Below are 23,777 nucleotides of genomic sequence, written 5' to 3'. Positions count from 1 at the left end.
GATGACAGACTTAGTTCAGCGCGATAGCGCGTTGCTGGTGCATTTTACGCTGAAGCTGGAGGATGGCTCGACGGCCGAATCCACGCGCGCCAACGGCAAACCTGCGCTGTTCCGTCTGGGTGATGGCAGCCTGTCGGGCGCGCTGGAACAGCAGCTACTCGGGCGTAAAGTGGGCGACAAGCACGCATTTACGCTGGAGCCGCAAGATGCGTTTGGCGGCACCAGCCCGGATCTGGTTCAGTACTTCTCACGTCGTGACTTTAACGATGCGGGCGAGCCGGAAGTGGGTGCCATCATGCTGTTCAGCGGCCGCGGCGGCAGCGAAATGCCTGGCGTGATCCGTGAAGTTTCCGGTGACTCGATCACCGTAGACTTCAACCATCCGCTGGCGGGCCAGCGCATTCAGTTTGACATTGAAGTGCTGGAGATTGATCCGGCGCTGGAGGCCAACGATGCAAATCCTGTTAGCTAACCCACGCGGTTTCTGCGCAGGCGTTGATCGCGCCATCAGCATCGTTGAGCGCGCGCTGGAGATGTACGGCGCGCCCATCTACGTGCGTCACGAAGTGGTGCATAACCGCTACGTGGTGAGTAGCTTGCGCGAACGTGGGGCGATCTTTATTGAAGAGATCGCTGAAGTGCCGGATAACGCCATTCTGATCTTCTCCGCGCACGGCGTATCGCAAGCGGTTCGCGCCGAAGCCAAAGCGCGTAACCTCACCATGCTGTTTGATGCAACCTGTCCGCTGGTGACCAAAGTGCATATGGAAGTGGCGCGCGCTAGCCGTAAAGGTGTTGAAGCGATTCTTATTGGTCACGCGGGGCATCCGGAAGTCGAAGGCACCATGGGCCAATACAGCAATCCTAACGGCGGCATGTATCTGGTGGAGTCGCCGGAAGATGTGTTCAAGCTGAACGTCAAAGATGAGAGCAACCTGTGCTTTATGACGCAGACCACACTTTCAGTCGATGATACTTCGGACGTGATTGATGCACTGCGTCAGCGCTTCCCGGCGATTATCGGTCCACGAAAAGATGACATCTGCTACGCCACCACCAACCGTCAGGAAGCGGTACGCGTCTTAGCGCGTGATGCTGAAGTGGTGCTGGTAGTGGGATCGAAAAACTCCTCTAACTCGAACCGTCTGGCCGAACTGGCGCAGCGTGCTGGTAAGCTGGCGAAGCTGATTGATTCGGCTGATGACATCCAGGAAGAGTGGGTCAAAGACAAGCAGGTCATCGGCGTCACCGCGGGCGCTTCTGCTCCTGATATTCTGGTGCAACAGGTGATTCAGCGTCTGCGTGAGCTCGGCGGTGAAGCGGCGATTGAGCTGATTGGCCGTGAAGAGAACATCGTGTTTGAAGTACCAAAAGAGCTGCGCGTCGACGTGCGAAACGTGCAGTAAGCGGTTTACACCGCAGTAAAATCAGGCCGACATTGTTCGGCCTTTTCTTTGCCTGTCGCTGTAGAAAATCCTTCTTCCAGCATGCGGGATTGCTTTTACTGATAATGTTTCGCGGCTGGCATAAAATTCTTATATCCCTTTATTATTGTGGCGTGACTGTTATCTGACCGTTAACCTGTTTACGCTTTACATGCATAGATTTGTATCAGGAATGAATAATTATGAGTGAAATCCGCATTGCTATTGTTGGTGCGCCGGGTCGCATGGGACGCAATTTGATTCAGGCCGTACAGCAGGCGGAAGGTGTTGCGCTAGGCGCAGCACTGGCGCGTAGCGGTTCGTCATTGCTGGGCGTAGATGCTGGCGAACTGGCGGGCATCGGCAAAACGGGCGTGATCGTCTCTGACGACCTGCAAAAGGTGGTTAACGACTTCGATGTCCTGATCGATTTCACCCGTCCGGAAGGCACGCTGGAGTATCTGGCATTTTGCCGACAGCACAGCAAAGCGATGGTGATCGGTACCACCGGTTTTGATGAAGCCGGTAAAGCGGCGATTCGCGCGGCTGCTGAAGAGATTGGCATCGTGTTCGCCGCTAACTTCAGCGTGGGCGTCAACCTGGTGCTGAATCTGCTGCAGCAGGCGGCGAAGGTGATGGGCGACTACGCGGACATCGAAATCGTTGAAGCGCACCATCGTCACAAAGTTGATGCACCATCAGGTACTGCGCTGGCGATGGGCGAAGCGATTGCCGATGCCATGAAGTGGAATCTGGATGAGCACGCGGTGTATGCCCGTGAAGGTCATACCGGTGAGCGTAAAGCGCAAACCATCGGATTTGCTACCGTGCGCGCTGGTGATATCGTCGGCGAACACACCGCGATGTTTGCAGATATTGGTGAGCGCGTAGAGATTACCCACAAGGCTTCCAGCCGTATGACCTTTGCAAATGGTGCAGTTAAAGCGGCAAGCTGGTTAAAGAACAAGAAATCTGGCCTTTATGATATGCGTGATGTGCTGGATTTATCGATGTTGTGAGTGTTGTGAACCATCGTGATGTGGTTATTTCAATCGGTAAGACCTTGATTGACGAGGGCAATGTGATCATTGCCCTTTATTTTATCTGTAAATGACCGCTTTGCTTTATTATGGGTTCGAAATGCTTATTTATGGTAGTAAATGTGTAATTATCAGGCTTGTGATGGCTAATTTTGACCGTTTGGTCAAAAATTTATGCGCGCCAGCACCACTTTGCCATTATCGCCGTCAGGCAACCGATTATTTTTCCGAGTTATCTCACTCTTTTATCGCCTTTCACCGTTTTTAACATTCAGTTGCCCGAAATATACAAAAAAATAACCACATGTTGTAGACAAGGTGCGGGGCGATCATTAGAATGCGCGCAATTTGCCAAAATTCGAGTACTCAGGCGGGTTTTGCATTGATTCTGGTACTGCTTTTGAATTAATATGCAAATATTGTGACTGTTTATTCCCTGGAGGATGTTTTGATTAAGTCAGCGCTCTTGGTTCTGGAAGACGGAACCCAATTCCACGGTCGGGCCATCGGGGCTACGGGGTCGGCAGTGGGGGAAGTTGTTTTCAACACTTCAATGACCGGTTATCAAGAAATCCTCACTGATCCTTCCTATTCCCGCCAAATCGTTACCCTCACTTATCCCCATATCGGCAATGTTGGCGTTAACGCAGCCGATGAAGAATCCAGCCAAATCCATGCTCAAGGCCTCGTTATTCGCGATCTGCCGCTGATTACCAGCAACTTCCGCAGCGAAGAAAGTCTGGCAGCTTACCTGCAGCGCAATAACATCGTTGGCATCGCCGATATCGACACGCGCAAACTGACCCGTTTGCTGCGCGAGAAGGGTGCACAGAGCGGCTGCATTATTGCGGGTGATAATCCGGATGCCGCACTGGCGCTGCAGAAAGCGCAGGCGTTCCCAGGCTTGAAAGGCATGGATCTGGCGAAAGAAGTGACCACCGCGGAAACCTACGCGTGGCAGCAGGGCAGCTGGACACTGGAAGGTGACCTGCCGGAGCAGAAAACGGCGGAAGAGCTGCCGTTCCATGTGGTGGCGTACGATTACGGCGCCAAGCGCAACATCCTGCGCATGCTGGTGGATCGCGGCTGCCGCCTGACGGTCGTGCCGGCGCAAACTCCGGCGGAAGAGGTTCTGGCACTTAATCCAGACGGTATTTTTCTGTCGAACGGTCCTGGCGACCCGGAGCCATGCGACTACGCCATTAACGCCATTCAGGCGTTCCTGAAAACCGATGTTCCGGTATTCGGTATCTGCCTTGGGCACCAGCTGTTAGCGCTGGCGAGCGGTGCCAAAACCATCAAGATGAAACTCGGCCACCACGGCGGCAACCATCCGGTAAAAGATCTTGATAACAACACCGTGATGATCACCGCACAGAACCACGGTTTTGCGGTTGATGACAGCCAATTACCGGCCAATCTGCGCGTGACGCATGTGTCGCTGTTCGACCAAACCGTGCAGGGCATTCATCGCACTGACAAACCGGCCTTCAGCTTCCAGGGACACCCGGAAGCGAGCCCAGGCCCGCACGATGCGGCGCCACTGTTCGATCACTTTAACGAATTGATCAAAGCATACCGTTCTAACGCGAAGTAATCAGGAGCCCACGATGCCAAAACGTACAGACATAAAATCCATCCTGATTCTTGGTGCTGGCCCGATCGTTATCGGCCAGGCATGTGAATTTGACTACTCCGGTGCGCAGGCGTGTAAAGCGCTGCGTGAAGAGGGCTACCGCGTCATTCTGGTGAACTCGAACCCGGCAACTATTATGACCGACCCGGAAATGGCCGATGCGACTTACATCGAGCCGATTCACTGGGAAGTGGTACGCAAGATTATCGAAAAAGAGCGTCCGGATGCGGTGCTGCCAACCATGGGCGGCCAGACAGCGCTGAACTGTGCGCTGGAGCTGGAGCGTCAGGGCGTGCTGGCTGAGTTCGGCGTCACCATGATTGGTGCGACTGCCGATGCCATTGATAAAGCCGAAGATCGTCGTCGCTTCGACGTGGCGATGAAGAGCATTGGTCTGGGCACCGCACGTTCCGGTATCGCGCATACCATGGAAGAAGCGCTGGCGGTGGCCGAAGACGTTGGCTTCCCGTGCATCATCCGCCCTTCCTTTACGATGGGCGGCACCGGCGGCGGTATCGCCTATAACCGCGAAGAGTTCGAAGAGATTTGCGAACGCGGTCTGGACTTGTCGCCAACCAATGAGCTGCTGATTGATGAGTCGCTGATTGGCTGGAAAGAGTACGAGATGGAAGTGGTACGTGATAAAAACGACAACTGCATCATCGTCTGCTCGATCGAAAACTTCGATGCAATGGGCATCCACACCGGTGACTCTATCACCGTGGCGCCCGCGCAAACTCTGACCGACAAAGAGTATCAAATCATGCGTAACGCCTCGCTGGCGGTACTGCGTGAAATCGGTGTCGAAACCGGTGGTTCGAACGTCCAGTTCTCGGTGAACCCGAAAGATGGCCGTATGATCGTCATTGAAATGAACCCGCGCGTATCGCGTTCATCAGCGCTGGCTTCAAAAGCGACCGGCTTCCCGATTGCCAAAGTGGCGGCGAAACTGGCGGTGGGCTTTACCCTTGATGAGCTGATGAACGACATCACCGGCGGCTTAACGCCTGCGTCGTTCGAACCCTCTATCGACTACGTCGTTACCAAGATTCCTCGCTTCAACTTCGAGAAGTTCGCCGGTGCCAACGATCGTCTGACCACGCAGATGAAATCGGTCGGTGAAGTGATGGCGATTGGCCGCACCTTCCAGGAATCGATGCAGAAAGCGCTGCGCGGTCTGGAAGTCGGTGCCAACGGTTTCGACCCGAAAGTCAGCCTCGACGATCCAGAAGCGTTAACGCGCATTCGCCGCGAACTGAAAGATGCCGGTTCTGACCGTATCTGGTACATCGCCGATGCGTTCCGCGCCGGCATGTCAGTTGATGGTGTGTTCAACCTCACCAACATTGATCGCTGGTTCCTGGTGCAGATTGAAGAGCTGGTGCGTCTGGAAGAGCAGGTTGAACGCGAAGGTGTGAACTCGCTGAACGCGGAGTTCCTGCGCGCGCTGAAGCGTAAAGGCTTTGCTGATGTCCGTCTGGCCGCGCTGGCGGGCGTATCTGAAGGCGAAATCCGTAAGCTGCGTCAGCAATTTAACCTGCATCCGGTTTATAAACGCGTTGATACCTGCGCGGCTGAATTCGCCACCGACACCGCCTATATGTACTCAACCTACGAGGAAGAGTGCGAAGCCAATCCAAACCAGGATCGTGAAAAAATCATGATTCTGGGCGGCGGTCCAAACCGTATCGGCCAGGGCATTGAGTTCGATTACTGCTGCGTGCATGCGGCGCTGGCGCTGCGTGAAGACGGTTACGAGACCATCATGGTCAACTGTAACCCGGAAACCGTCTCAACCGACTACGACACCTCGGATCGCCTCTACTTCGAGCCGGTCACGCTGGAAGATGTGCTGGAAATCGTGCGTATCGAGAAGCCGAAAGGCGTCATCGTACAGTACGGCGGCCAGACGCCGCTGAAACTGGCACGCGCGCTGGAAGCGGCTGGCGTGCCGGTGATTGGTACCAGCCCGGACTCGATTGACCGTGCAGAAGACCGTGAGCGTTTCCAGCAGGCGGTTGATCGCCTGAGCCTGAAGCAGCCGGCTAACGCCACCGTTGCCACGCTGGAACAGGCCGTTGAGAAAGCAGCTGGGATCGGTTATCCGCTGGTGGTGCGTCCTTCTTATGTGCTGGGCGGCCGCGCGATGGAGATCGTTTACGACGAAATCGACCTGAAGCGTTACTTCCAGACGGCGGTGTCGGTCTCTAACGATGCGCCAGTGCTGCTGGATCGCTTCCTCGATGATGCGGTTGAAGTGGATGTTGATGCGATTTGCGACGGCGAGCGCGTGCTGATTGGCGGCATCATGGAGCACATCGAGCAGGCGGGCGTGCACTCCGGTGACTCCGCATGTTCACTGCCGGCCTACACGCTGAGCACTGAAATCCAGAACGTGATGCGTCAGCAGGTGGAAAAACTGGCCTTCGAGCTGAACGTACGTGGCCTGATGAACGTGCAGTTCGCGGTGAAGGACAATGAAGTTTACCTGATTGAGGTCAACCCACGTGCCGCGCGTACCGTGCCGTTCGTGTCGAAAGCCACTGGCGTGGCGCTAGCGAAGGTTGCCGCGCGCGTGATGGCAGGTAAAACGCTGGCTGAACAGGGCGTCACCAAAGAAGTGATTCCACCGTATTACTCGGTGAAAGAAGTGGTGCTGCCGTTCAACAAGTTCCCAGGCGTTGACCCAATCCTCGGCCCAGAAATGCGCTCTACCGGTGAAGTGATGGGCGTCGGTCGCACCTTCGCTGAAGCCTTCGCCAAAGCGATGTTGGGTGCGCAGAGCAACATGAAGAAAACCGGTCGCGCGTTGCTGTCAGTGCGTGAAGGCGATAAGAAACGCATCGTCGACCTGGCGGCAAAACTGCAGAAGTTTGGTTTCGAGCTGGATGCGACACACGGTACCGCAGTGGTGCTGGGCGAAGCGGGCATCAATCCACGTCTGGTGAACAAGGTGCATGAAGGTCGTCCGCACATTCAGGATCGCCTGAAGAATGGCGAATATACCTACATCGTCAACACCACGGCGGGACGTCAGGCGATTGAAGACTCCAAGCTGATTCGTCGTAGCGCGCTACAGTACAAAGTGCATTACGACACCACGCTGAACGGCGGTTTTGCCACAGCGATGGCGCTGAACGCGGATCCAACGGAGCAGGTAATTTCGGTGCAGGAAATGCACGCGCAAATTAAAGGCTGATTCCAACTGGCTACCCATTAACGGCTCCTGCGGGGGCCGTTTTTTTATCCTTTTACCAATGCCCGCATTTCCTTATCTGTAAAAATCCTATTGATTTGACATATGTTTTATCAGTTGATGCGGAAAGCGTTACACCTCGGAATATCCGCACAAAATTATAAATAAGATCCCAGTTAGCGCACCGTACTATTTCGCTCGCTCACCAATAGAGCGCTCACCTTAACTGGGATATAAAAAATGCAAATGCGTGCTTTCACTCTCAGCGCTATTGCTGCGTTACTCGCAGCGGCGCCACTCGCCAGCCAGGCGGAAATTACTTTACTCAAGCAGGATCCACAGGCGGGCGATGCGCTAAGCCGTCTCGACTTCAAAGTGGGCGGCAGTATTCGTCCGCAGTTCCAACATCAGAATGGCGTGAACGACAAATCGTACAAACGTAATGGCTACGACGGTGGCTCACGCTTCCGCTTCAGCGCCAATTATTACCTGTTTGACGACGTAAGCTGGGTCGGTTACTACGAGCTGGGCGTTAACTTCCCGGCCTGGTGGGGTTGGGACAATCATCATGCAGATGGTGCGAATAACACCTCGCGCCGCCAACTTTATACTGGCTTCAAAAGCGCCACCTTGGGTGAGCTCTACTTTGGTCAGCAGAACAGCGTTTACTACGATGTCGTAGGAGCGAAGACCGATATCTGGGATTACGACATGCTGGCGCAGGCGCCGGGCAACGGCATCAATGGTGATTACGATGGTTCTTACCGTTCGCGCAAAATGCTGAAGTACAAAAATACCTTCGGCGATGCGGATGTGTATGCGTCGTACCTGTTTGAAGATAATGAGTTCCTGCCAGGTAACGGCCTGCGCTATAAGCGTAAAGGCGGCGGCTCGCTGGGTGTGAACTATCACATCACCAAAGACCTGGCGTGGGGAACCGCGTGGAACTACACCCGCGCCGATATCCGCAATCCAGGCAATGGCGACAGCAAACGCTATGACCAGAATATCTACGGTACCGCTCTGAGCTGGACGCCGGATAACTGGACGCTGTCAGCCGGAGCGGGTTGGTATGAGAACTTCTCCCCAACCAAACGTAATACCGTTAACAATTACTTCGCGGATGACGCGTGGGGCATCGAATACTTTGCCGGCTACAAATTCCCAATTGGCCAGTATGCGGTGAAATCTATTCAGCCTTACTTCATGGGCGACCGTCTGGAGTTCGTCAACGGACGTGACTACAAGCGTATTGATAACGGCGTTGGTGTGAGTGCGCAGCTGGATTACGGCTTCCGTGTCGACTACGAATATGTCATCACCTCCAGCACCGACAAGTCACTGGGCAACGTGAATCTGGTGCGTCTACGCTACGATTTCTAAAGCGTTTCAACGGCTCCTGCGGGAGCCGTTTTCTTTTTTTGCACAGAGTGCGCTTTTCTTTACACTGCGATACCAATAACGCGACGTTTCGCGCGGAGTTGTGCCGCCTCGTCAGCAATTTCTGGCTCCTCGCCCCGCAATTGCCGGGAAAGTCGGTGTAAAACTCTGTCCAATAACAAAAGTGCGGTGGCATCGGAGCTTTACGCAAATAGCGGGGGCGGCCTATCGACGAAAGTTTCGCCTTTACGTATGATGGCGCCAATTTTTTCCAGTAGGTCTTTTAACATGATTAGTCTGATCGCGGCACTGGCAGCGGATCGCATTATTGGTATGGAAAACGCCATGCCATGGAACCTGCCAGCAGATTTGGCATGGTTCAAACGTAATACCTTGAATAAGCCGGTGATTATGGGTCGTCTGACCTTTGAATCGATAGGCCGCCCGCTTCCTGGACGCTTGAACATTGTGGTCAGCAGCCAGCCGGGCAACCATGAAGGCGTCACCTGGGTGACATCGCTGGAAGAGGCGGTAAAAGCGGCGGGTGATGTCGAAGAGATGATGGTGATTGGTGGTGGACGCGTTTACGAGCAGATGCTGGCTCGCGCGGATCGCCTCTACCTGACCCATATCGATGCGGAAGTGGAAGGGGATACGCAGTTCCCGGATTACGAACCGGACGAGTGGCAGTCAACCTTCAGCGAATTCCATGACGCCGATGAGCAGAACTCGCACAGCTACTGCTTCGAGATCCTGGATCGCCGCAAGTAACGTTGCCAGTGATGGCGACCCATAAAAAACCCCGCTTATGCGGGGTTTTTTATTTACGGCGTATCACTTAACGGTGGATGCGCACTCACCGCGCTGTCGGCCATTGCCTGTTCGCGATTGGATGCCTGTACGTAATACTGTTTGGTTTCCCAATGCAGCAGCGTCAATGTTCCGCCCCAGCAGCAGCCGGTATCCAGACCAATCACATGTTCCGGTGTGCCTTTACCTTCCAGCGATGCCCAGTGACCAAAGATCTGCGTATAGTCGCTGTCGATTTTGCCCGGCACCTTAAACCACGGCTTGAGCGGCGGCGGCGCGGATTCAGGCGACTCTTTGCAGATCATATCCAGCTGGCCGTTCGGGAAGCAGAAGCGCATGCGCGTCAGCGCATTAGTGCTAAAGCGCAGTCGCGCCAGACCGCTGAGTTCCGGCGTCCAGTTGTTTGGCATGTCGCCATACATCGCATCCAGAAACAGCGGATAGCTGTCGCTGGAGAGCACCGCTTCCACTTCACGCGCGCACAGCTGCGCCGTCTCTAAATCCCATTGCGGCGTAATGCCCGCATGCGCCATCAACAGCTTCTTCTCTTCATCTACCTGCAACAGTGGCTGACGACGTAACCAGTTGATCAACTCATCGGCATCATCGGCTTCCAGCAGCGGCGTTAGGCGATCTTTCGGCTTGTTACGGCTGATACCGGCATACACCGCCAGCAAATGCAGGTCGTGATTACCCAGCACCAGGCGCACGCAATTTCCCAGCGATTTTACATAGCGCAGCACATCGAGCGAACCGGGGCCGCGCGCCACCAAATCGCCGGTAAGCCATAAGGTGTCCTGCTGCGGATCGAAGTCAACCTGCGCCAACAGCGCACGAAGCTCGTCATAACAGCCATGAACATCGCCAATCAGGTATGTACTCATTGTCAGTCCGATTAAAACGCGCCGCCCGGACGGGCCGGGCGGAGGAGGATTAGTGAATGTGGGTTTGCACCGCGAGTCGGAACACCGGAATCTCGACGTGGAACTCTTCGCCCGCATCGTCGATCATCACATAGTGGCCTTGCATGGTGCCCATCGGCGTCTCCAGAATCGCGCCGCTGGTGTACTGATACTCGCCGCCGGCCGCAATGTGCGGCTGTTCGCCGACCACGCCTTCACCTTGCACTTCAGTCTCGCGACCGTTGCCGTTGGTGATCAGCCAATAGCGGCTACGCAGCTGGACGTTGCTGCGCCCCAAATTGCGAATGGTGATGGTGTAGGCAAACACGTAGCGATCCTCGTCGGGCAAGGATTGCGACTCCACATACTGACTATGCACATGGATACAGACGCGGGCCAAATCACTCATGCACTCAACTCTCCGGAGTTTCTGCCTGATGCTTGCTCAACCAGTTTGCCAGTTGGCAATATTGCGCCACAGAGACGTTCTCTGCACGCAGCGAGGCATCGATTTCTAATTGATCCAGCGCACCAGCCGCAAACATATGAGCAAGGCTGTTGCGCAGCGTTTTTCGGCGTTTACCAAAGGCTTCCGTGGTGATACGGCTCAGCAGTCGAATATCGCTGACCGGATACTGTGGCTGCATGTACGGCACTAAACGCACCACGGCTGATTCCACTTTCGGTGCCGGCGTGAAGGATTCTGGTGGCACTTCGAGCACAGGAATAACCTGGCAATAGTACTGCGCCATCACGCTCAAACGACCGTAAGCTTTGCTGCCCGGACCGGCGACTAAACGATTCACCACTTCTTTCTGCAGCATGAAGTGCATATCTTTAATCGAACCAGTATAGCTGAAAAGGTGGAACATCAGCGGCGTCGAGATGTTGTACGGCAGGTTGCCGAACACGCGCAGCGGCTGGCCTTTCTCTTGCGCCAGCGCAGAGAAATCAAAGGTCATGGCATCCTGCTGGAAAATGGTCAGCTTAGGACCGAGGAACGGGTGCGTTTGCAGACGCGCAGCAAGGTCGCGGTCCAGCTCGACCACGGTCAGCTCATCCAGACGTTCGCCTACCGGCTCGGTTAATGCACCCAAGCCGGGGCCGATTTCCACGATAGCTTCACCTTTTTGCGGGTGAATGGCGGAGACAATGCTATCGATAATGTACTGATCGTTCAGGAAGTTCTGCCCGAAACGTTTACGGGCGTAATGCCCCTGATGGACGCGATTATTCATTACTGCTCTTGATCATAGTGATGGCGAGATTAAGCGCCGTGATAAAGCTGCCCGGTTCTGCCTGACCGAGACCGGCTAATTCAAGCGCGGTGCCGTGATCGACAGAAGTCCGGATAAAGGGCAGGCCAAGTGTGATATTCACCGCGCGGCCAAACCCCTGAAATTTTAGCACCGGCAAGCCCTGGTCGTGATACATCGCCAGAACTGCATCGGCATGTTGCAGGTATTTCGGCTGGAACAGCGTATCGGCTGGCAGAGGTCCGGTAAGTTGGATGCCTTGCTGGCGCAGTTCGTTGAGGGCCGGAATGATAGTATCAATCTCTTCGCGGCCCATATGGCCGCTCTCGCCGGCATGCGGATTAAGGCCGCAGACGAAAATATGAGGATGCGGTAAACCAAACTTCTGCTGCAGATCCCGATGCAGAATGGTGATCACTTCATGCAGCGTGTCGCGGGTAATTGCGGTAGAAACATCTTTCAGCGGCAGATGTGTGGTAGCCAATGCCACACGCAACTCTTCTGTTGCCAGCATCATCACCACTACATTGCCACCGGCGCGATCGGCAAAAAACTCGGTATGACCGGTAAACGGAATGCCCGCATCGTTGATCACGCCTTTGTGCACCGGACCGGTAATCAGCGCGGCAAATTCGCCGTTCAGACAACCGTCACAGGCGCGCGTCAGGGTTTCCAGCACGTAGTGACTGTTTGCGACGCAGAGTTCTCCGGCGGTCACTGGCTGAGCGGTATCGACCTGCAGCAGCGTAAGCGTGCCGGCCTGCTGCGGTTGTGCCGCAACGGCAGGCTGATAGTCACGCAGCGTCAGCGGCAAACCCAATAAAGCAGCGCGACGGCGCAAAAGCTCGCCGTCGCAGCAGACCACCAATTCAACCGGCCAGTTTTGCTGCGCCAGTTGCAGGGTGAGGTCGGGACCAATCCCGGCGGGTTCGCCGGGCGTGATCACCACTCGATAATTACTGACCATTGTTATCCAGAATTTTCACGTAAGCACTGGCGCGCTGTTCCTGCATCCAGGTTTGCGCTTCTTCCGCGAATTTACGGTTGAACAGCATGCGATAGGCGCGCTCTTTCTGCGCGGCATCGGTCTTATCAACCTGACGCGTATCCAGCAACTGAATCAAGTGCCAGCCAAATGAGGAGTGAACCGGCTGGCTGACCTGGCCTTTCTGCAACTTCAGCAATGCATCGCGGAATGCCGGATCGTAAATCTCTGGAGATGCCCAGCCGAGATCGCCGCCCTGGTTAGCCGAACCCGGATCGTCGGAGAACTGTTTGGCCGCTGCGGCGAAGGTGGTTTTACCGCTTTTAATATCAGCTGCAATTTGTTCGATTTTGGCCTGCGCCTGAGCGTCGGTCAGGATCGGTGACGGCTTCAGCAGAATGTGACGCGCATGCACTTCAGTCACAGAGATGCTTTTGCTTTCGCCACGCAGGTCGTTCACCTTCAGGATGTGGAAACCAACACCTGAACGGATTGGACCGACGATATCGCCTTTCTTCGCGGTGCTCAGCGCCTGCGAGAACAGCGTTGGCAGCTCTTCAATTTTGCCCCAACCCATGTTGCCGCCTTTCAGCGCCTGCGGATCGGCTGAGTAAGTCACGGCCAGCTTGCCGAAGTCGGCACCGCCTTTCAGCTGAGCAACCAGTTGGCGCGCCAGCGTTTCCTGGTCGTCAACCTGCTGCTGCGTCGGGTTTTCTGACAGCGGCAGCAAGATCTGGCTGATATTCAGCTCAGTACCTTGCGTGTTCTGCGCACCCACCTGCGTAGCCAGCGTATCCACTTCCTGCGGCAGGATAGTGACGCGGCGACGCACTTCGTTGTTACGCACTTCTGAAATCAGCATCTCTTTGCGGATTTGCGCACGGTAATCGTTGTAGTTCATACCGTCATAGGCCAGACGGCTACGCAGCTGATCGAGGCTCATGCGGTTTTGCGCGGCAATGTTCTGAATTGCCTGATCCAGCTGCTGATCGGTAATCTGCACGCCCGCTCTTTCACCCATTTGCAGAATGATGGCATCCATGACCTGGCGTTCAAGGATCTGATGACGCAAGGTTTTGTCATCAGGGAGTTGCTGGTTTGCCTGCTGCGCCTGTGATTTCACGGTGCGCATCATGTTATCAATGTCACTTTCCAGTACCACGCCGTTGTTCACGACTGCGGCAACTTTATCAACCACTTGTGGGGCTGCGAACGCAGTGTTAGCGGTAATCGCTACACCAAGAATCAGCATTCTCCAGTTCTTCATACTTTATCCATTGTTGTTTCCGCACTGCGGGAGAGCCTGTCAAACATCACAACATCAGAAAGCGCGCTGGTAAGGGATGATGCCCTGACGCAGCATTTCGTTGGTGCCTAAGCCATAGTTAGAACTCAGACCACGCAGCTCAATGTTGAATGAGATTTGGTTGTCATACTTACTGTCGTTGTTTTCCCAACCGTTGATCTTGCGTTCGTAACCCAAACGAATGGCATAGCAGCACGAGCTGTACTGCAGGCCGACCAGCTGTTCAGCCGGACGACTGTTGCGGGTATCGTAGTAATAACCGCCCACCAGTGACCAGGCATCCGCAATCGGCCAGCTGGCAGTGCCGCCCACCTGTGAAATCCCGTTTTTATAGATCGGGTTAGTCACCAGGCTTGAGTTATTCAGCGCCTGCGCCACATATTCCGGGCTGCTGTAGCGATAGCTCAGCTGCACCATACGATCGGCATCCTGACGATACTCAACTACCGCATTGCCCTGCGCGACGTTATCGAGGCGGGTGTCATATTGCAGACCGCCACGCGCCCCCCAGCGATCGCTGATTTTCCAGTACGTGTCGCCGGCCCAAACCAAGCTGCCGGTGTCATCTTCTTTGTTCGTCTGGTTTACGCCGGTACGAGACGGGGTAAACGAGTAGATTTGACCCACAGAAACGTTAAAACGTTCAACCAGATCGTTATCATAAATACGCGTGGTTACGCCGGTCGCCACTTCATTTGCTGAAGCGATGCGATCCAGGCCGCTATAGGTACGATCGCGGAACAGGCCGGTGTAGTCGGTTTGCAGCAACGTCGAGTCGTACGGATAGATATTGCTCTGGTTACGATAGGGGACGTAAAGGTACTGAACACGCGGTTCCAGCGTTTGCGTATAGCCTGGTTCCCAGTCCATATCGCGGTCAAACACCAGGCGGCCATCCACTTTGAACTGGGGCAGCGTGCGGTTGACCGAGTTTTCCAGCTGATTATCACGAGCGGTATTTACCGAGGTGTTGTAATACTCAACGTCATCCTGCTGATAATGGGTTGCCAGGAATTTCGCTTCGGTATCGAGACTCGCCCAGCCGTTAGACAGCGGCAAATTCAACGTTGGCTCAACATGCAGACGCGTGGTTTCAGGCATCTGGCTATTGACGTTGGTAAATTTCACCGCCTGCGCAAAGATTCGACCATCAAACGGCCCCATATCGTTCTGATAGAAGTTCAGATCGAGCTGCGGCATCGCACGATAGACGTTGCTGTTGCTGGTGTTACCAAACACCTGGAAGTCTTTGGTCGACAGCGTCGCGTCCCAGTTGGTATCCGCGTAGCCAAGGCTGAATTTCTGCGTGGCGTAACCATCGGTGGAGCTGTAGTACTTCGACTCAAGATCGTTGAAGTAATAGGGATCGCTTACTTTGGTGTAGTCAGCGTTGAAGCGCCAGTGCTGGTCGTATACACCCGAATGGCGCCAGTAGAACAGCCAGCGATCGGAGCTATCGTCCTGCGCGATACCACGCACTGCTTTGTCATTGTCGTACTGCTTATCTGACTGCAGATAATCCAGCTCCATCAAGCCTGCGCCAAATACCGTCAAATAGCGGAATTCGTTCTGCAGCTGCAGACCGCGTTTTTCCATATAGTGTGGCGTGATGGTGGCATCGGCCTGCGGCGCGATGTTCCAGTAATACGGCAGCATGAATTCGAAGCCGTTATTACTGCCGTATTTCGCATTCGGGATCAGGAAACCGGAGCGGCGGCGATCGCCAATCGGTAGCTGTAAATAAGGGCTGTAGAATACCGGCACATTGCCGAGCTTAAAGCGGGCGTTCCAGATTTCCGCGACTTCTTCTTCGCGGTCCTGAATCACTTCGGAACCGACCACGCTCCAGCTGTTGGAACCCGGCAAACAAGAGGTAAAGCTGCCGTTTTCCAGAATGGTGTAGCGATTGTTACCGCGCAGTTTCATCTGATCGGCATCGCCGCGGCCCTGACGGCCAACCATCTGATAATCACCGTTCCACACGTTGGTGTCTTTGGTGTTCAGATTTGACCAGGCTTTCGGACCTTTGAGGATGACCTGATTGTCGTCATAGTGCACATTACCCAGCGCATCCACGGTACGAACCGGCGTGGTTTGGCCTTCCTGCTGACGTTGATGCAGCTGCACTTCGTCGGAACGCAGGCGGCTATTGCCTTGCTGCACGTCGACGTTACCGGTGAACACCGCATCATCCGGATAGTTGCCTTTGGCGGAATCAGAATGGATGGTGACCGGCAGCGAGTTGGTGTCGCCATTGACCAGCGGGCGGTTGTAACTCGGCACGCCCAGCATGCACTGCGACATCAGATCGTCGGCGAGTGATGACTGGCTATAAAGCGCTGCACCAATCATGGTAGCCAGCAAGGTAGGTATACGTTTTTTCATACGCGGTTTCGATAATTCCATGAAAACTGGCATCATGCCGACAATCCGGTCAGAGACTAACTTACTGCCCGGCGTTGCGCCAGTGTTAATCCTTGTCTGTCCGCGTTGCCGTTAGGCGCTGAGATAAATGACAGGTATGATAATGCAATTTTCAGCCGCAAGCATGGCGAATTGAGGAGTTTATGCGCTACTGGGGAAAAGTAATTGGTCTGGCGCTCGGGATATTTTCCGGGGCAGGCTTTTGGGGCATTGTACTGGGTCTGATCATTGGTCACATGTTTGACAAAGTGCGCAGCGTAAAAGGACAGGGCTATTTCGCCAATAACCAGGCGCGTCAGACGCTGTTTTTCAGTACCACATTTCAGGTGATGGGCCATTTGACCAAATCAAAAGGGCGCGTCACCGAAGCGGATATCCAGATTGCTTCCTTATTTATGGATCGCATGCAGCTGCATGGCGATGCGCGCACTGCCGCGCAGCGTGCGTTCCGTGAAGGTAAACAGAGCGACTATCCGTTGCGCAGTAAACTGCGCGAGCTGCGCAGCGCCTGCTTTGGCCGGTTTGATCTGATTCGGATGTTTCTGGAAATCCAAATCCAGGCCGCCTTCGCCGATGGTTCACTGCATCCCAACGAACGTCAGGTGCTGTATGTGATTGCCGAAGAGCTGGGTATTTCACGCGCACAGTTCGATCAGTTCCTGCGCATGATGGAAGGCGGTCAGCAGTTTGGTGGCGGCGGTTCTTCCCGCGGCGGCGCCTATCAGCAGGCGCAACGCGGTCCTACGCTGGAAGATGCCTGCAGCGTGCTGGGCGTGAAAAGCAGCGATGATGGCACCACCATCAAGCGCGCGTACCGTAAGCTGATGAGCGAACATCATCCTGACAAGCTGGTGGCGAAAGGTTTACCGCCGGAAATGATGGAGATGGCGAAGCAGAAAGCGCAGGAGATTCAGGCGGCTTACGATCTGATTCGTAAGGAGAAAGGGTTTAAATAATTTTATTGCTGTCCCCCATCCCGGCCTTCCCCCGCAAACGGGGGAAGGAGATACTGCCACATGCAGCTTCATCACTAACATGTAGCAACATCTTCCTCCCCCATCCATGGGGGAGGACCGAGGAGGGGGACTGCAAGCACGGACCGAGGTGGGGGGCAGCAAGCACGGAACGAGGAGGGGGACTGCAAGCACGGACCGAGGAGGGGCAGCATCTCCAACACTAAAATCCCGCCGGCTGCCTGAACGTCATGCTATTGCCAAACGCCGGATGGGTGATCGTCAGCGACTCCGCATGCAACTGCAAACGCGACGCCATCGCCAGCGCCTCATCATGTGCATAAAAGCGGTCGCCAAGAATCGGATGCCCCAGCGCCAGCAGATGCACACGCAGCTGGTGTGAGCGTCCGGTAATTGGCTTAAGCTTGACGCGCGCACTGTTCGTGGCTTCATACTCCAGCACCTGATACTCGGTCTGCGCCGCTTTGCCGTTCTCGAAACACACCATTTGCTTCGGCCGATTCGGCCAGTCGCAAATCAGCGGCAGATCGATCAAACCCTCTTCTGCCGCTGGATGGCCCCACACGCGCGCCACATAGTATTTAGAAGGCTCGCGCTCACGGAACTGGCGCTTGAGCTCACGCTCAGCCGCTTTATTCAGGGCCACGACGATCACGCCGCTGGTTGCCATATCGAGACGGTGCACCGATTCCGCCTGTGGGAAATCACGCTGGATGCGCGTCATCACGCTATCCTTGTGCTCTTCGAGACGGCCCGGCACCGACAGCAACCCGCTCGGTTTATTCACCACCATAATGTGCTCGTCCTGATACAGAATATGCAGCCAGGGTTCGAGCGGCGGGTTGTAAGCTTCCATCAGCATGATGTCGCGGTCCTGAACATTATTGGTGCGTGACAACGATCAGACGCAGCGCATCGAGACGCCAGACTGCATCGCCCAGGCTTTCCAATACCTGTTCGCGATTGCTTTCCAGCGCTTCAACCTCGTCATCACGGATGTTGGGGTTAACCGCGCGCAGCGCTTCGAGACGTGACAGCTCAGCACCGAGTTTCTCTTCGGCTTCCACTTTCGCTGCCGCGATAATCGCCTGCGCTTCCGGAACGATCGCTTTTTCGGCCTGGGTCAGAATCTCGTGCACGTCTTGCTGCACCGCATTCACCAGCTTGCTGCCGGTATGGCGATTCACCGCATTCAGCTGACGGTTAAAGCTTTCAAACTCCACTTTGCCCGCCAGATTGTTCCCGGCGCGATCCATCAGCAAACGCACCGGCGTTGGCGGCAGGAAGCGGGTGAGCTGCAGGCTTTTCGGCGCTTGCGCTTCAACCACATAGATCATCTCGACCAGCAGCGTCCCGACCGGCAGCGCCTTGTTCTTCAGCAGCGACAGCGCACAGCTACCGGTATCGCCCGAAAGAATCAGGTCGAGGCCGTTGAGGATCAGCGGATGTTCCCAGGTAATAAACTGGGTATCTTCACGCGACAGCGCCTGGTTACGGTTAAAGGTCACGGTGCAACCCTCTTCCGGCAGGCCAGGGAAATCAGGCACCAGCATGTGATCGGACGGCGTCAGCACGATCAGGCTATCGCTGCGGTCTTCCTGATTGATGCCGACGATATCGAACAGGTTCAGCGCAAAGTTAACCAGATCGGTATCGTTGTCCTGCTCGCCGATGGCATTTGCCAGCTCCTGAGCGGCTTCACCGCCGTTGGAGTTCAGTTCCAGTAAGCGATCGCGTCCCTGTTCCAGCTGTGATTTCAGCGCATCGTGCTGCTTGCGGCTTGCGCTGATGAACTCATCGAGTCCCTGCGGATTTTCCGGCGCGGCAAGATATTCAATCAGCTGATTGTACTCGTTGTCATAAATGGCGCGGCCAGTTGGGCAGGTGTGTTCAAACGCATCCAACCCTTCGTGATACCAGCGCAGCAGCACCGCCTGCGCGGTTTTTTCCAGCCACGGCACCAGAATCTGGATGTCATGCATCTGGCCGATACGATCGAGACGACCGATACGCTGCTCCAGCAGATCCGGGTTGAACGGCAAATCGAACATCACCAAACGGCTGGCGAACTGGAAGTTACGGCCTTCAGAACCGATTTCGGAACACAGCAACACCTGCGCGCCATCCTCTTCGGAGGCGAAGAAGGCTGCTGCGCGGTCGCGTTCGATAATCGATAGGCCTTCGTGGAACACGGCGGCACGGATGCCTTCGCGCTCACGCAGCACCTGCTCCAGTTGCAGCGCGGTGGCGGCTTTGGCGCAGATCACCAGCACTTTCTCTTTGCGGTTGCTGGTGAGGTAACCCATCAGCCACTCAACGCGCGGATCGAAGTTCCACCATGTGCCGCTATCGCCTTCAAATTCCTGATAAATCTGCTCGGGATACAGCATGTCACGCGCGCGCTCTTCTGCGCTTTTGCGCGTGCCCATGATGCCGGAGACTTTAATCGCGGTTTGATACTGCGCCGGCAGCGGCAGACGAATCTGGTGCAGCTCGCGTTTCGGGAAGCCTTTCACGCCGTTACGGGTGTTACGGAACAGCACGCGGCTGGTGCCGTGGCGATCCATTAGCATCGAGACCAGCTCTTTACGCGCGTCTTCTTTGCCATCGCGATCGCTGTTCGCCACTTGCAGCAGCGGCTCGATATCCTGTTCACCGATCAGATCGTTAATCAGGTTCATCTCATCTTTGCTGATGGCGTGGTCGGCCAGCAGCGAGCTCACCGCATCGGCCACCGGACGATAATGCTGCTGCTCTTCGACAAACTGGCCGAAATCGTGGAAACGATTTGGGTCGAGCAGACGCAGACGCGCAAAGTGGCTCTCTAAGCCCAGCTGTTCTGGCGTGGCAGTCAGCAACAGTACGCCAGCGGTTTTCTCTGCCAGCTGCTCGATAACCTGATATTCGCGGCTTGGTGCGTCTTCGCTCCATGCCAGATGGTGCGCTTCATCAACCACCAGCAGATCCCACTCGGCATCGGCCAGCAGCTCAAGACGCTGCTTGTTACGGCGTACAAAATCGAGCGAACAGATAATCAGCTGCTCGGTTTCAAAGGCATTGTCGCTGTCGTGCTGCGCTTCGGTGTAGCGATCGTCATCAAACAGCGCAAAGCGCAGGTTAAAGCGACGCAGCATTTCCACCAGCCACTGATGTTGCAGCGTTTCCGGCACCACAATCAGCACGCGCTCGGCACGACCGGCCAGCAGCTGTTGCTGGATGATCATCCCGGCTTCAATGGTTTTACCCAAGCCCACTTCATCCGCCAGCAGCACGCGCGGCGCGTGGCGACGGCCGACATCGTGAGCGATGTGCAGCTGATGCGGAATCAAATTGGTGCGCATCCCGCGCAGGCCGCTGATCGGCAGGCGGTATTGCTCGCTGTGGTATTTGCGTGCGCGGAAACGCAGCGCAAAACGGTCCATGCGGTCGAGCTGACCGGCGAACAGGCGATCCTGCGGCTTGCTGAACACCAGTTTGCTGTCCAGCATCACTTCGCGCATGACGACGCCCGCTTCTTCGGTGTCGAGACGTGTGCCGATGTAAGTCATTAAATCGTTTTCGTTGCGGACTTCATCGACGGTCATCTGCCAGCCTTCGTGGCTGGTGATGGTGTCACCCGGATTGAAAATCACACGAGTGACCGGAGAATCGTTTCGGGCATACAGGCGGTTTTCGCCGGTTGCCGGAAAAAGCATGGTGATCATGCGCGTATCGAGCGCGACCACCGTGCCCAATCCCAGTTCACTTTCCGTATCACTAATCCAGCGCTGACCCAGTGTAAAAACCATATATTTTTTGCTCGACTCTCTGACATGCCATAAAGAAGTTCACCTGTACTCAGGCAATACCCAACCGCCAAACGGGTGTTTGGTCAGATTGTGAGTGCGGTGAGAATCAGGAAGGGCGCTATGGTACTGGATGGCAAGGCATTCGTCACCTGTCAAAAAAGCCCCAGCTGCCCAGTAATGAGTGTAGCAAAGTCGTCACCGACGAACGGCAAAATGCCGTCAGCCACCGGCTGCAGCTGTTTGGTGACGTAATGATCGTAGTCGAGGGGCGTATTACGCGCCTCTAGCGGTTCCGGTCCGGCCGTGGCCATCACATAGCGGATCGAGCCACCGTTTTGATACTGCAGCGGGCGCTGCAGCTTGCGATTTTGCTCATCGGCGAGACGCGCAGCGCGCACATGTGGCGGCACATTGCGCTCGTAATCTTTCAGCGCGCGCCGCAGGCGTTTTTTATACACCAGCTGATCGTCGAGTTCACCGTTCAGCAGCTGCGCCACCGTTTCGCGAATGTAATCCTGCCACGGCTCGCCACGGAAAATACGGCCATACAGATTTTGCTGGAACTGCTGCGCCAGCGGCGTCCAGTCGGTGCGCACGGATTCGAGGCCTTTAAACACCAGCCGCTCGCCGCCCTCGCTGCGAATCATCCCGGCATAGCGCTTTTTGCTGCCCTGTTCGGCGCCGCGAATGGTAGGCATCAGGAAACGGCTGAAGTGCGTTTCATACTCCAGCTCCAGCGCGCTCTCCAGCCCATAAGTTGATTGCAGATGCTGCCGCCACCAGCCGTTAACCTGTTCAGCGAGATGACGACCAATCGCCGTCGCCTCCGCTTCACTGTGCGCGCCTTTCAGCCAGACGAAGGTGGAATCGGTATCGCCGTAAATCACATCAAAGCCTTCCGCTTCAATCAGCTCGCGCGTTTGCTGCATGATGGCGTGGCCGCGTAGGGTGATGGATGACGCGAGGCGCGGATCGAAGAAGCGGCAGGCGCTGGTGCCGAGCACACCATAAAAAGCATTCATGATGATTTTCAGCGCCTGCGACAGCGGTTTGTTGTTGTCGCGCTTGGCGGCTTCACGCCCTTGCCAAATCTGCTCGACAATTGCCGGTAAACAGTGGGTCTCACGGGAAAAGCGCGCATTGCGGAAGCCGGGCACGGAATCGGCGTCATCCGGGTGCGCCAGACCCTCCACCAAACCCACCGGATCGATAAGGAAGGTGCGAATAATTGAGGGATAGAGGCTTTTGTAATCCAGCACCAGCACCGAGTCGTACAAGCCGGGCCGCGAATCCATCACGTAGCCGCCGGGGCTGGCTTCCGGCGCCACTTCGCCGAGATTCGGCGCCACGAAACCGGCGCGGTGCATGCGCGGGATATAGAGATGACCAAAGGCCGCCACCGAACCGCCGTGACGATCCACCGCTAAACCATTTACCGTGGCGCGTTCCAGCAGGAACGGCATGATGGCGGTGTGCTGGAAAATGCGCGTCACCAGCTCGCAATCCTTGAGATTATATTTCGCCAGCGCTGGCTTATCGTTGGCAAAGCGCCAGTTGATCTCTTCCATGCGATCCCACGGATTATTGATGGCCTTGCCTTCACCGAGCAGCTGGCGCGAGACCGCTTCGAGGCTGAATGACGGGAAATCCCAAAACGCGGATTTGAGCGCGTCGATACCATCAATAATTAAGCGGCCCGTTGCCTGCGCGAAGAACACACCAGGTTTGAAGCCGTGCTCGCGCCACTCCAGCGCCTGCTTCTGACGCCCTAAACGCAGCGGAATGCCGTAGCGATCGGCGTGTTTCTGCAGTACGCGTAGATCGAACTGCACTACATTCCAGCCAATAATCACATCCGGTTCATGCCGCTCGAACCATGCGTTGAGCTGCTCAAGCAGCTGCGGGCGGCTATCAACATAGATCAGTTCAAAATCGAGCGTGCTGGCATCGCCGTTGGGCGGACCGAGCATGTAAACCTGGCGCTGACCGCAGCCTTCCAGCCCGATGCAGTAGAGCTCACCGTGCTGCGTGGTTTCGATATCCAGCGATACCCATTTCAGCTGCGGACGGTAATCAGGATGCGGTTTCAGACGCGCGTTGACCACGCTGTCACCGCGTATTTCACCGCTAAACCACACCGGCGCGGTGATAAAGCGCTCCATCAAATAGCGTTCGGGTGGACGAATATCCGCTTCATAGACCGGAATGCCGTTTTCACGCAGGCGCTTTTCCAGATTTTGCAGCTGGCGATTGCTGCGGCAATAGAGGCCAAACACCGGGCGGCGGCGGAAATCCTTCAGCTCCAGCGTTTGCAGGCGCGTATGACGTTCGTCGCGGATCAGCGCTTCGGTTGGCGTGCGAAACTCCTCGGGCACAAACGCCACGGATTCCTGGGCAGGCAGTACCAGCCGCTGCGGGCCGCTGTCGGTGGCCAGCCACAGCACCACTTCGCTGCCGGTCGGCGTATCTCGCCAATGTCGGGTAAGCAGAAAACCTGCGCGCGGATCGGTCACGTGAACTCCAGAGAATGAATTGCATTGAGTATAACATGGATGTTTATACAGTGTCCTGCAGGCGAAATTGTCACCACTTTGTCAACATCGTTCTACAATTCTTGCCTTGACGACCATGTGTATGCTCTGGACAATCCAGCCTC

The 23,777-nt window shown here is 55.6% G+C and carries 17 protein-coding genes; 8 read left to right on the top strand and 9 right to left on the bottom strand.

Annotated features, from left to right (window positions below):
* Position 1 precedes the first annotated feature (1 nt).
* The 7 genes from fkpB (at position 2) to folA (ending at position 9,447) form a co-directional block, all read left to right on the top strand.
* On the top strand, positions 2-472 hold the full coding sequence (fkpB, locus tag K5Y33_RS15000; protein WP_222234413.1) for an FKBP-type peptidyl-prolyl cis-trans isomerase: 471 nt from the start codon (positions 2-4) through the stop codon (positions 470-472).
* The gene (gene ispH, locus K5Y33_RS14995; RefSeq protein WP_064737614.1) at positions 453-1,406 is read left to right on the top strand and encodes a 4-hydroxy-3-methylbut-2-enyl diphosphate reductase; all 954 of its coding nucleotides are present in this window, start codon (positions 453-455) and stop codon (positions 1,404-1,406) included. Before fkpB ends, ispH begins: the two co-directional genes overlap by 20 nt.
* A 221-nt stretch (positions 1,407-1,627) precedes the next feature.
* Positions 1,628-2,443, top strand: a complete 816-nt coding sequence (dapB, locus tag K5Y33_RS14990) for a 4-hydroxy-tetrahydrodipicolinate reductase (protein ID WP_137385134.1) — start codon at positions 1,628-1,630, stop codon at positions 2,441-2,443.
* A 469-nt stretch (positions 2,444-2,912) separates the two neighbouring features.
* Positions 2,913-4,061 (top strand): glutamine-hydrolyzing carbamoyl-phosphate synthase small subunit, encoded by a 1,149-nt coding sequence (carA, locus tag K5Y33_RS14985; RefSeq protein ID WP_222234411.1) that lies wholly within the window; start codon positions 2,913-2,915, stop codon positions 4,059-4,061.
* Positions 4,062-4,074: 13 nt separating this feature from the next.
* Positions 4,075-7,299 carry a carbamoyl-phosphate synthase large subunit gene (gene carB, locus K5Y33_RS14980; RefSeq protein WP_101762143.1) on the top strand — a complete coding sequence of 1,075 codons (3,225 nt, stop codon included), beginning with the start codon at positions 4,075-4,077 and terminating at the stop codon, positions 7,297-7,299.
* A 237-nt stretch (positions 7,300-7,536) separates the two neighbouring features.
* The gene (locus K5Y33_RS14975) at positions 7,537-8,679 is read left to right on the top strand and encodes a porin (RefSeq protein WP_101762142.1); all 1,143 of its coding nucleotides are present in this window, start codon (positions 7,537-7,539) and stop codon (positions 8,677-8,679) included.
* A 285-nt stretch (positions 8,680-8,964) separates the two neighbouring features.
* Positions 8,965-9,447: a type 3 dihydrofolate reductase gene (gene folA, locus K5Y33_RS14970; protein ID WP_101762141.1), complete on the top strand. Its 483-nt coding sequence runs from the start codon at positions 8,965-8,967 to the stop codon at positions 9,445-9,447.
* Positions 9,448-9,500: 53 nt separating this feature from the next.
* On the opposite strand, the gene apaH is transcribed toward folA, so the two are convergent.
* Genes apaH through lptD form a run of 6 tightly spaced genes read right to left on the bottom strand, consistent with a single transcriptional unit; the run spans position 9,501 to position 16,320 of the window.
* Positions 9,501-10,370: a bis(5'-nucleosyl)-tetraphosphatase (symmetrical) ApaH gene (apaH, locus tag K5Y33_RS14965; RefSeq protein ID WP_210080882.1), complete on the bottom strand. Its 870-nt coding sequence runs from the start codon at positions 10,368-10,370 to the stop codon at positions 9,501-9,503.
* Positions 10,371-10,419: 49 nt separating this feature from the next.
* Positions 10,420-10,797, bottom strand: a complete 378-nt coding sequence (gene apaG / locus K5Y33_RS14960) for a Co2+/Mg2+ efflux protein ApaG (RefSeq protein WP_101762139.1) — start codon at positions 10,795-10,797, stop codon at positions 10,420-10,422.
* 4 nt (positions 10,798-10,801) lie between these two features.
* Positions 10,802-11,626, bottom strand: a complete 825-nt coding sequence (rsmA, locus tag K5Y33_RS14955) for a 16S rRNA (adenine(1518)-N(6)/adenine(1519)-N(6))-dimethyltransferase RsmA (protein ID WP_008108647.1) — start codon at positions 11,624-11,626, stop codon at positions 10,802-10,804.
* Positions 11,619-12,611: a 4-hydroxythreonine-4-phosphate dehydrogenase PdxA gene (pdxA, locus tag K5Y33_RS14950; RefSeq protein WP_222234409.1), complete on the bottom strand. Its 993-nt coding sequence runs from the start codon at positions 12,609-12,611 to the stop codon at positions 11,619-11,621. Before pdxA ends, rsmA begins: the two co-directional genes overlap by 8 nt.
* The gene (gene surA, locus K5Y33_RS14945) at positions 12,601-13,896 is read right to left on the bottom strand and encodes a peptidylprolyl isomerase SurA (RefSeq protein ID WP_222234407.1); all 1,296 of its coding nucleotides are present in this window, start codon (positions 13,894-13,896) and stop codon (positions 12,601-12,603) included. The genes pdxA and surA overlap by 11 nt, the downstream gene beginning before the upstream one ends.
* A gap of 54 nt (positions 13,897-13,950) precedes the next feature.
* Positions 13,951-16,320, bottom strand: coding sequence for an LPS assembly protein LptD (lptD, locus tag K5Y33_RS14940; RefSeq protein WP_240632902.1), 2,370 nt, complete (start codon positions 16,318-16,320; stop codon positions 13,951-13,953).
* Between the two features lie 182 nt (positions 16,321-16,502).
* On the opposite strand from lptD, the gene djlA reads away from it, so the two are divergent.
* Positions 16,503-17,315 (top strand): co-chaperone DjlA, encoded by an 813-nt coding sequence (djlA, locus tag K5Y33_RS14935; RefSeq protein ID WP_061718138.1) that lies wholly within the window; start codon positions 16,503-16,505, stop codon positions 17,313-17,315.
* 220 nt (positions 17,316-17,535) lie between these two features.
* On the opposite strand, the gene rluA is transcribed toward djlA, so the two are convergent.
* The 3 genes from rluA to polB all read right to left on the bottom strand — a co-directional run bounded on the left by rluA (position 17,536) and on the right by polB (position 23,634).
* Positions 17,536-18,195, bottom strand: coding sequence for a bifunctional tRNA pseudouridine(32) synthase/23S rRNA pseudouridine(746) synthase RluA (gene rluA, locus K5Y33_RS14930; protein ID WP_101762135.1), 660 nt, complete (start codon positions 18,193-18,195; stop codon positions 17,536-17,538).
* Between the two features lie 19 nt (positions 18,196-18,214).
* On the bottom strand, positions 18,215-21,121 hold the full coding sequence (gene rapA, locus K5Y33_RS14925; protein ID WP_222234406.1) for an RNA polymerase-associated protein RapA: 2,907 nt from the start codon (positions 21,119-21,121) through the stop codon (positions 18,215-18,217).
* A 152-nt stretch (positions 21,122-21,273) separates the two neighbouring features.
* The gene (gene polB / locus K5Y33_RS14920) at positions 21,274-23,634 is read right to left on the bottom strand and encodes a DNA polymerase II (RefSeq protein WP_222234405.1); all 2,361 of its coding nucleotides are present in this window, start codon (positions 23,632-23,634) and stop codon (positions 21,274-21,276) included.
* Positions 23,635-23,777 lie beyond the last annotated feature (143 nt).

This window comes from Pantoea sp. DY-17 (assembly GCF_019795975.1).
Lineage (GTDB): Bacteria > Pseudomonadota > Gammaproteobacteria > Enterobacterales > Enterobacteriaceae > Pantoea > Pantoea leporis.
This window is presented reverse-complemented; position numbering and strand designations above follow the sequence as displayed.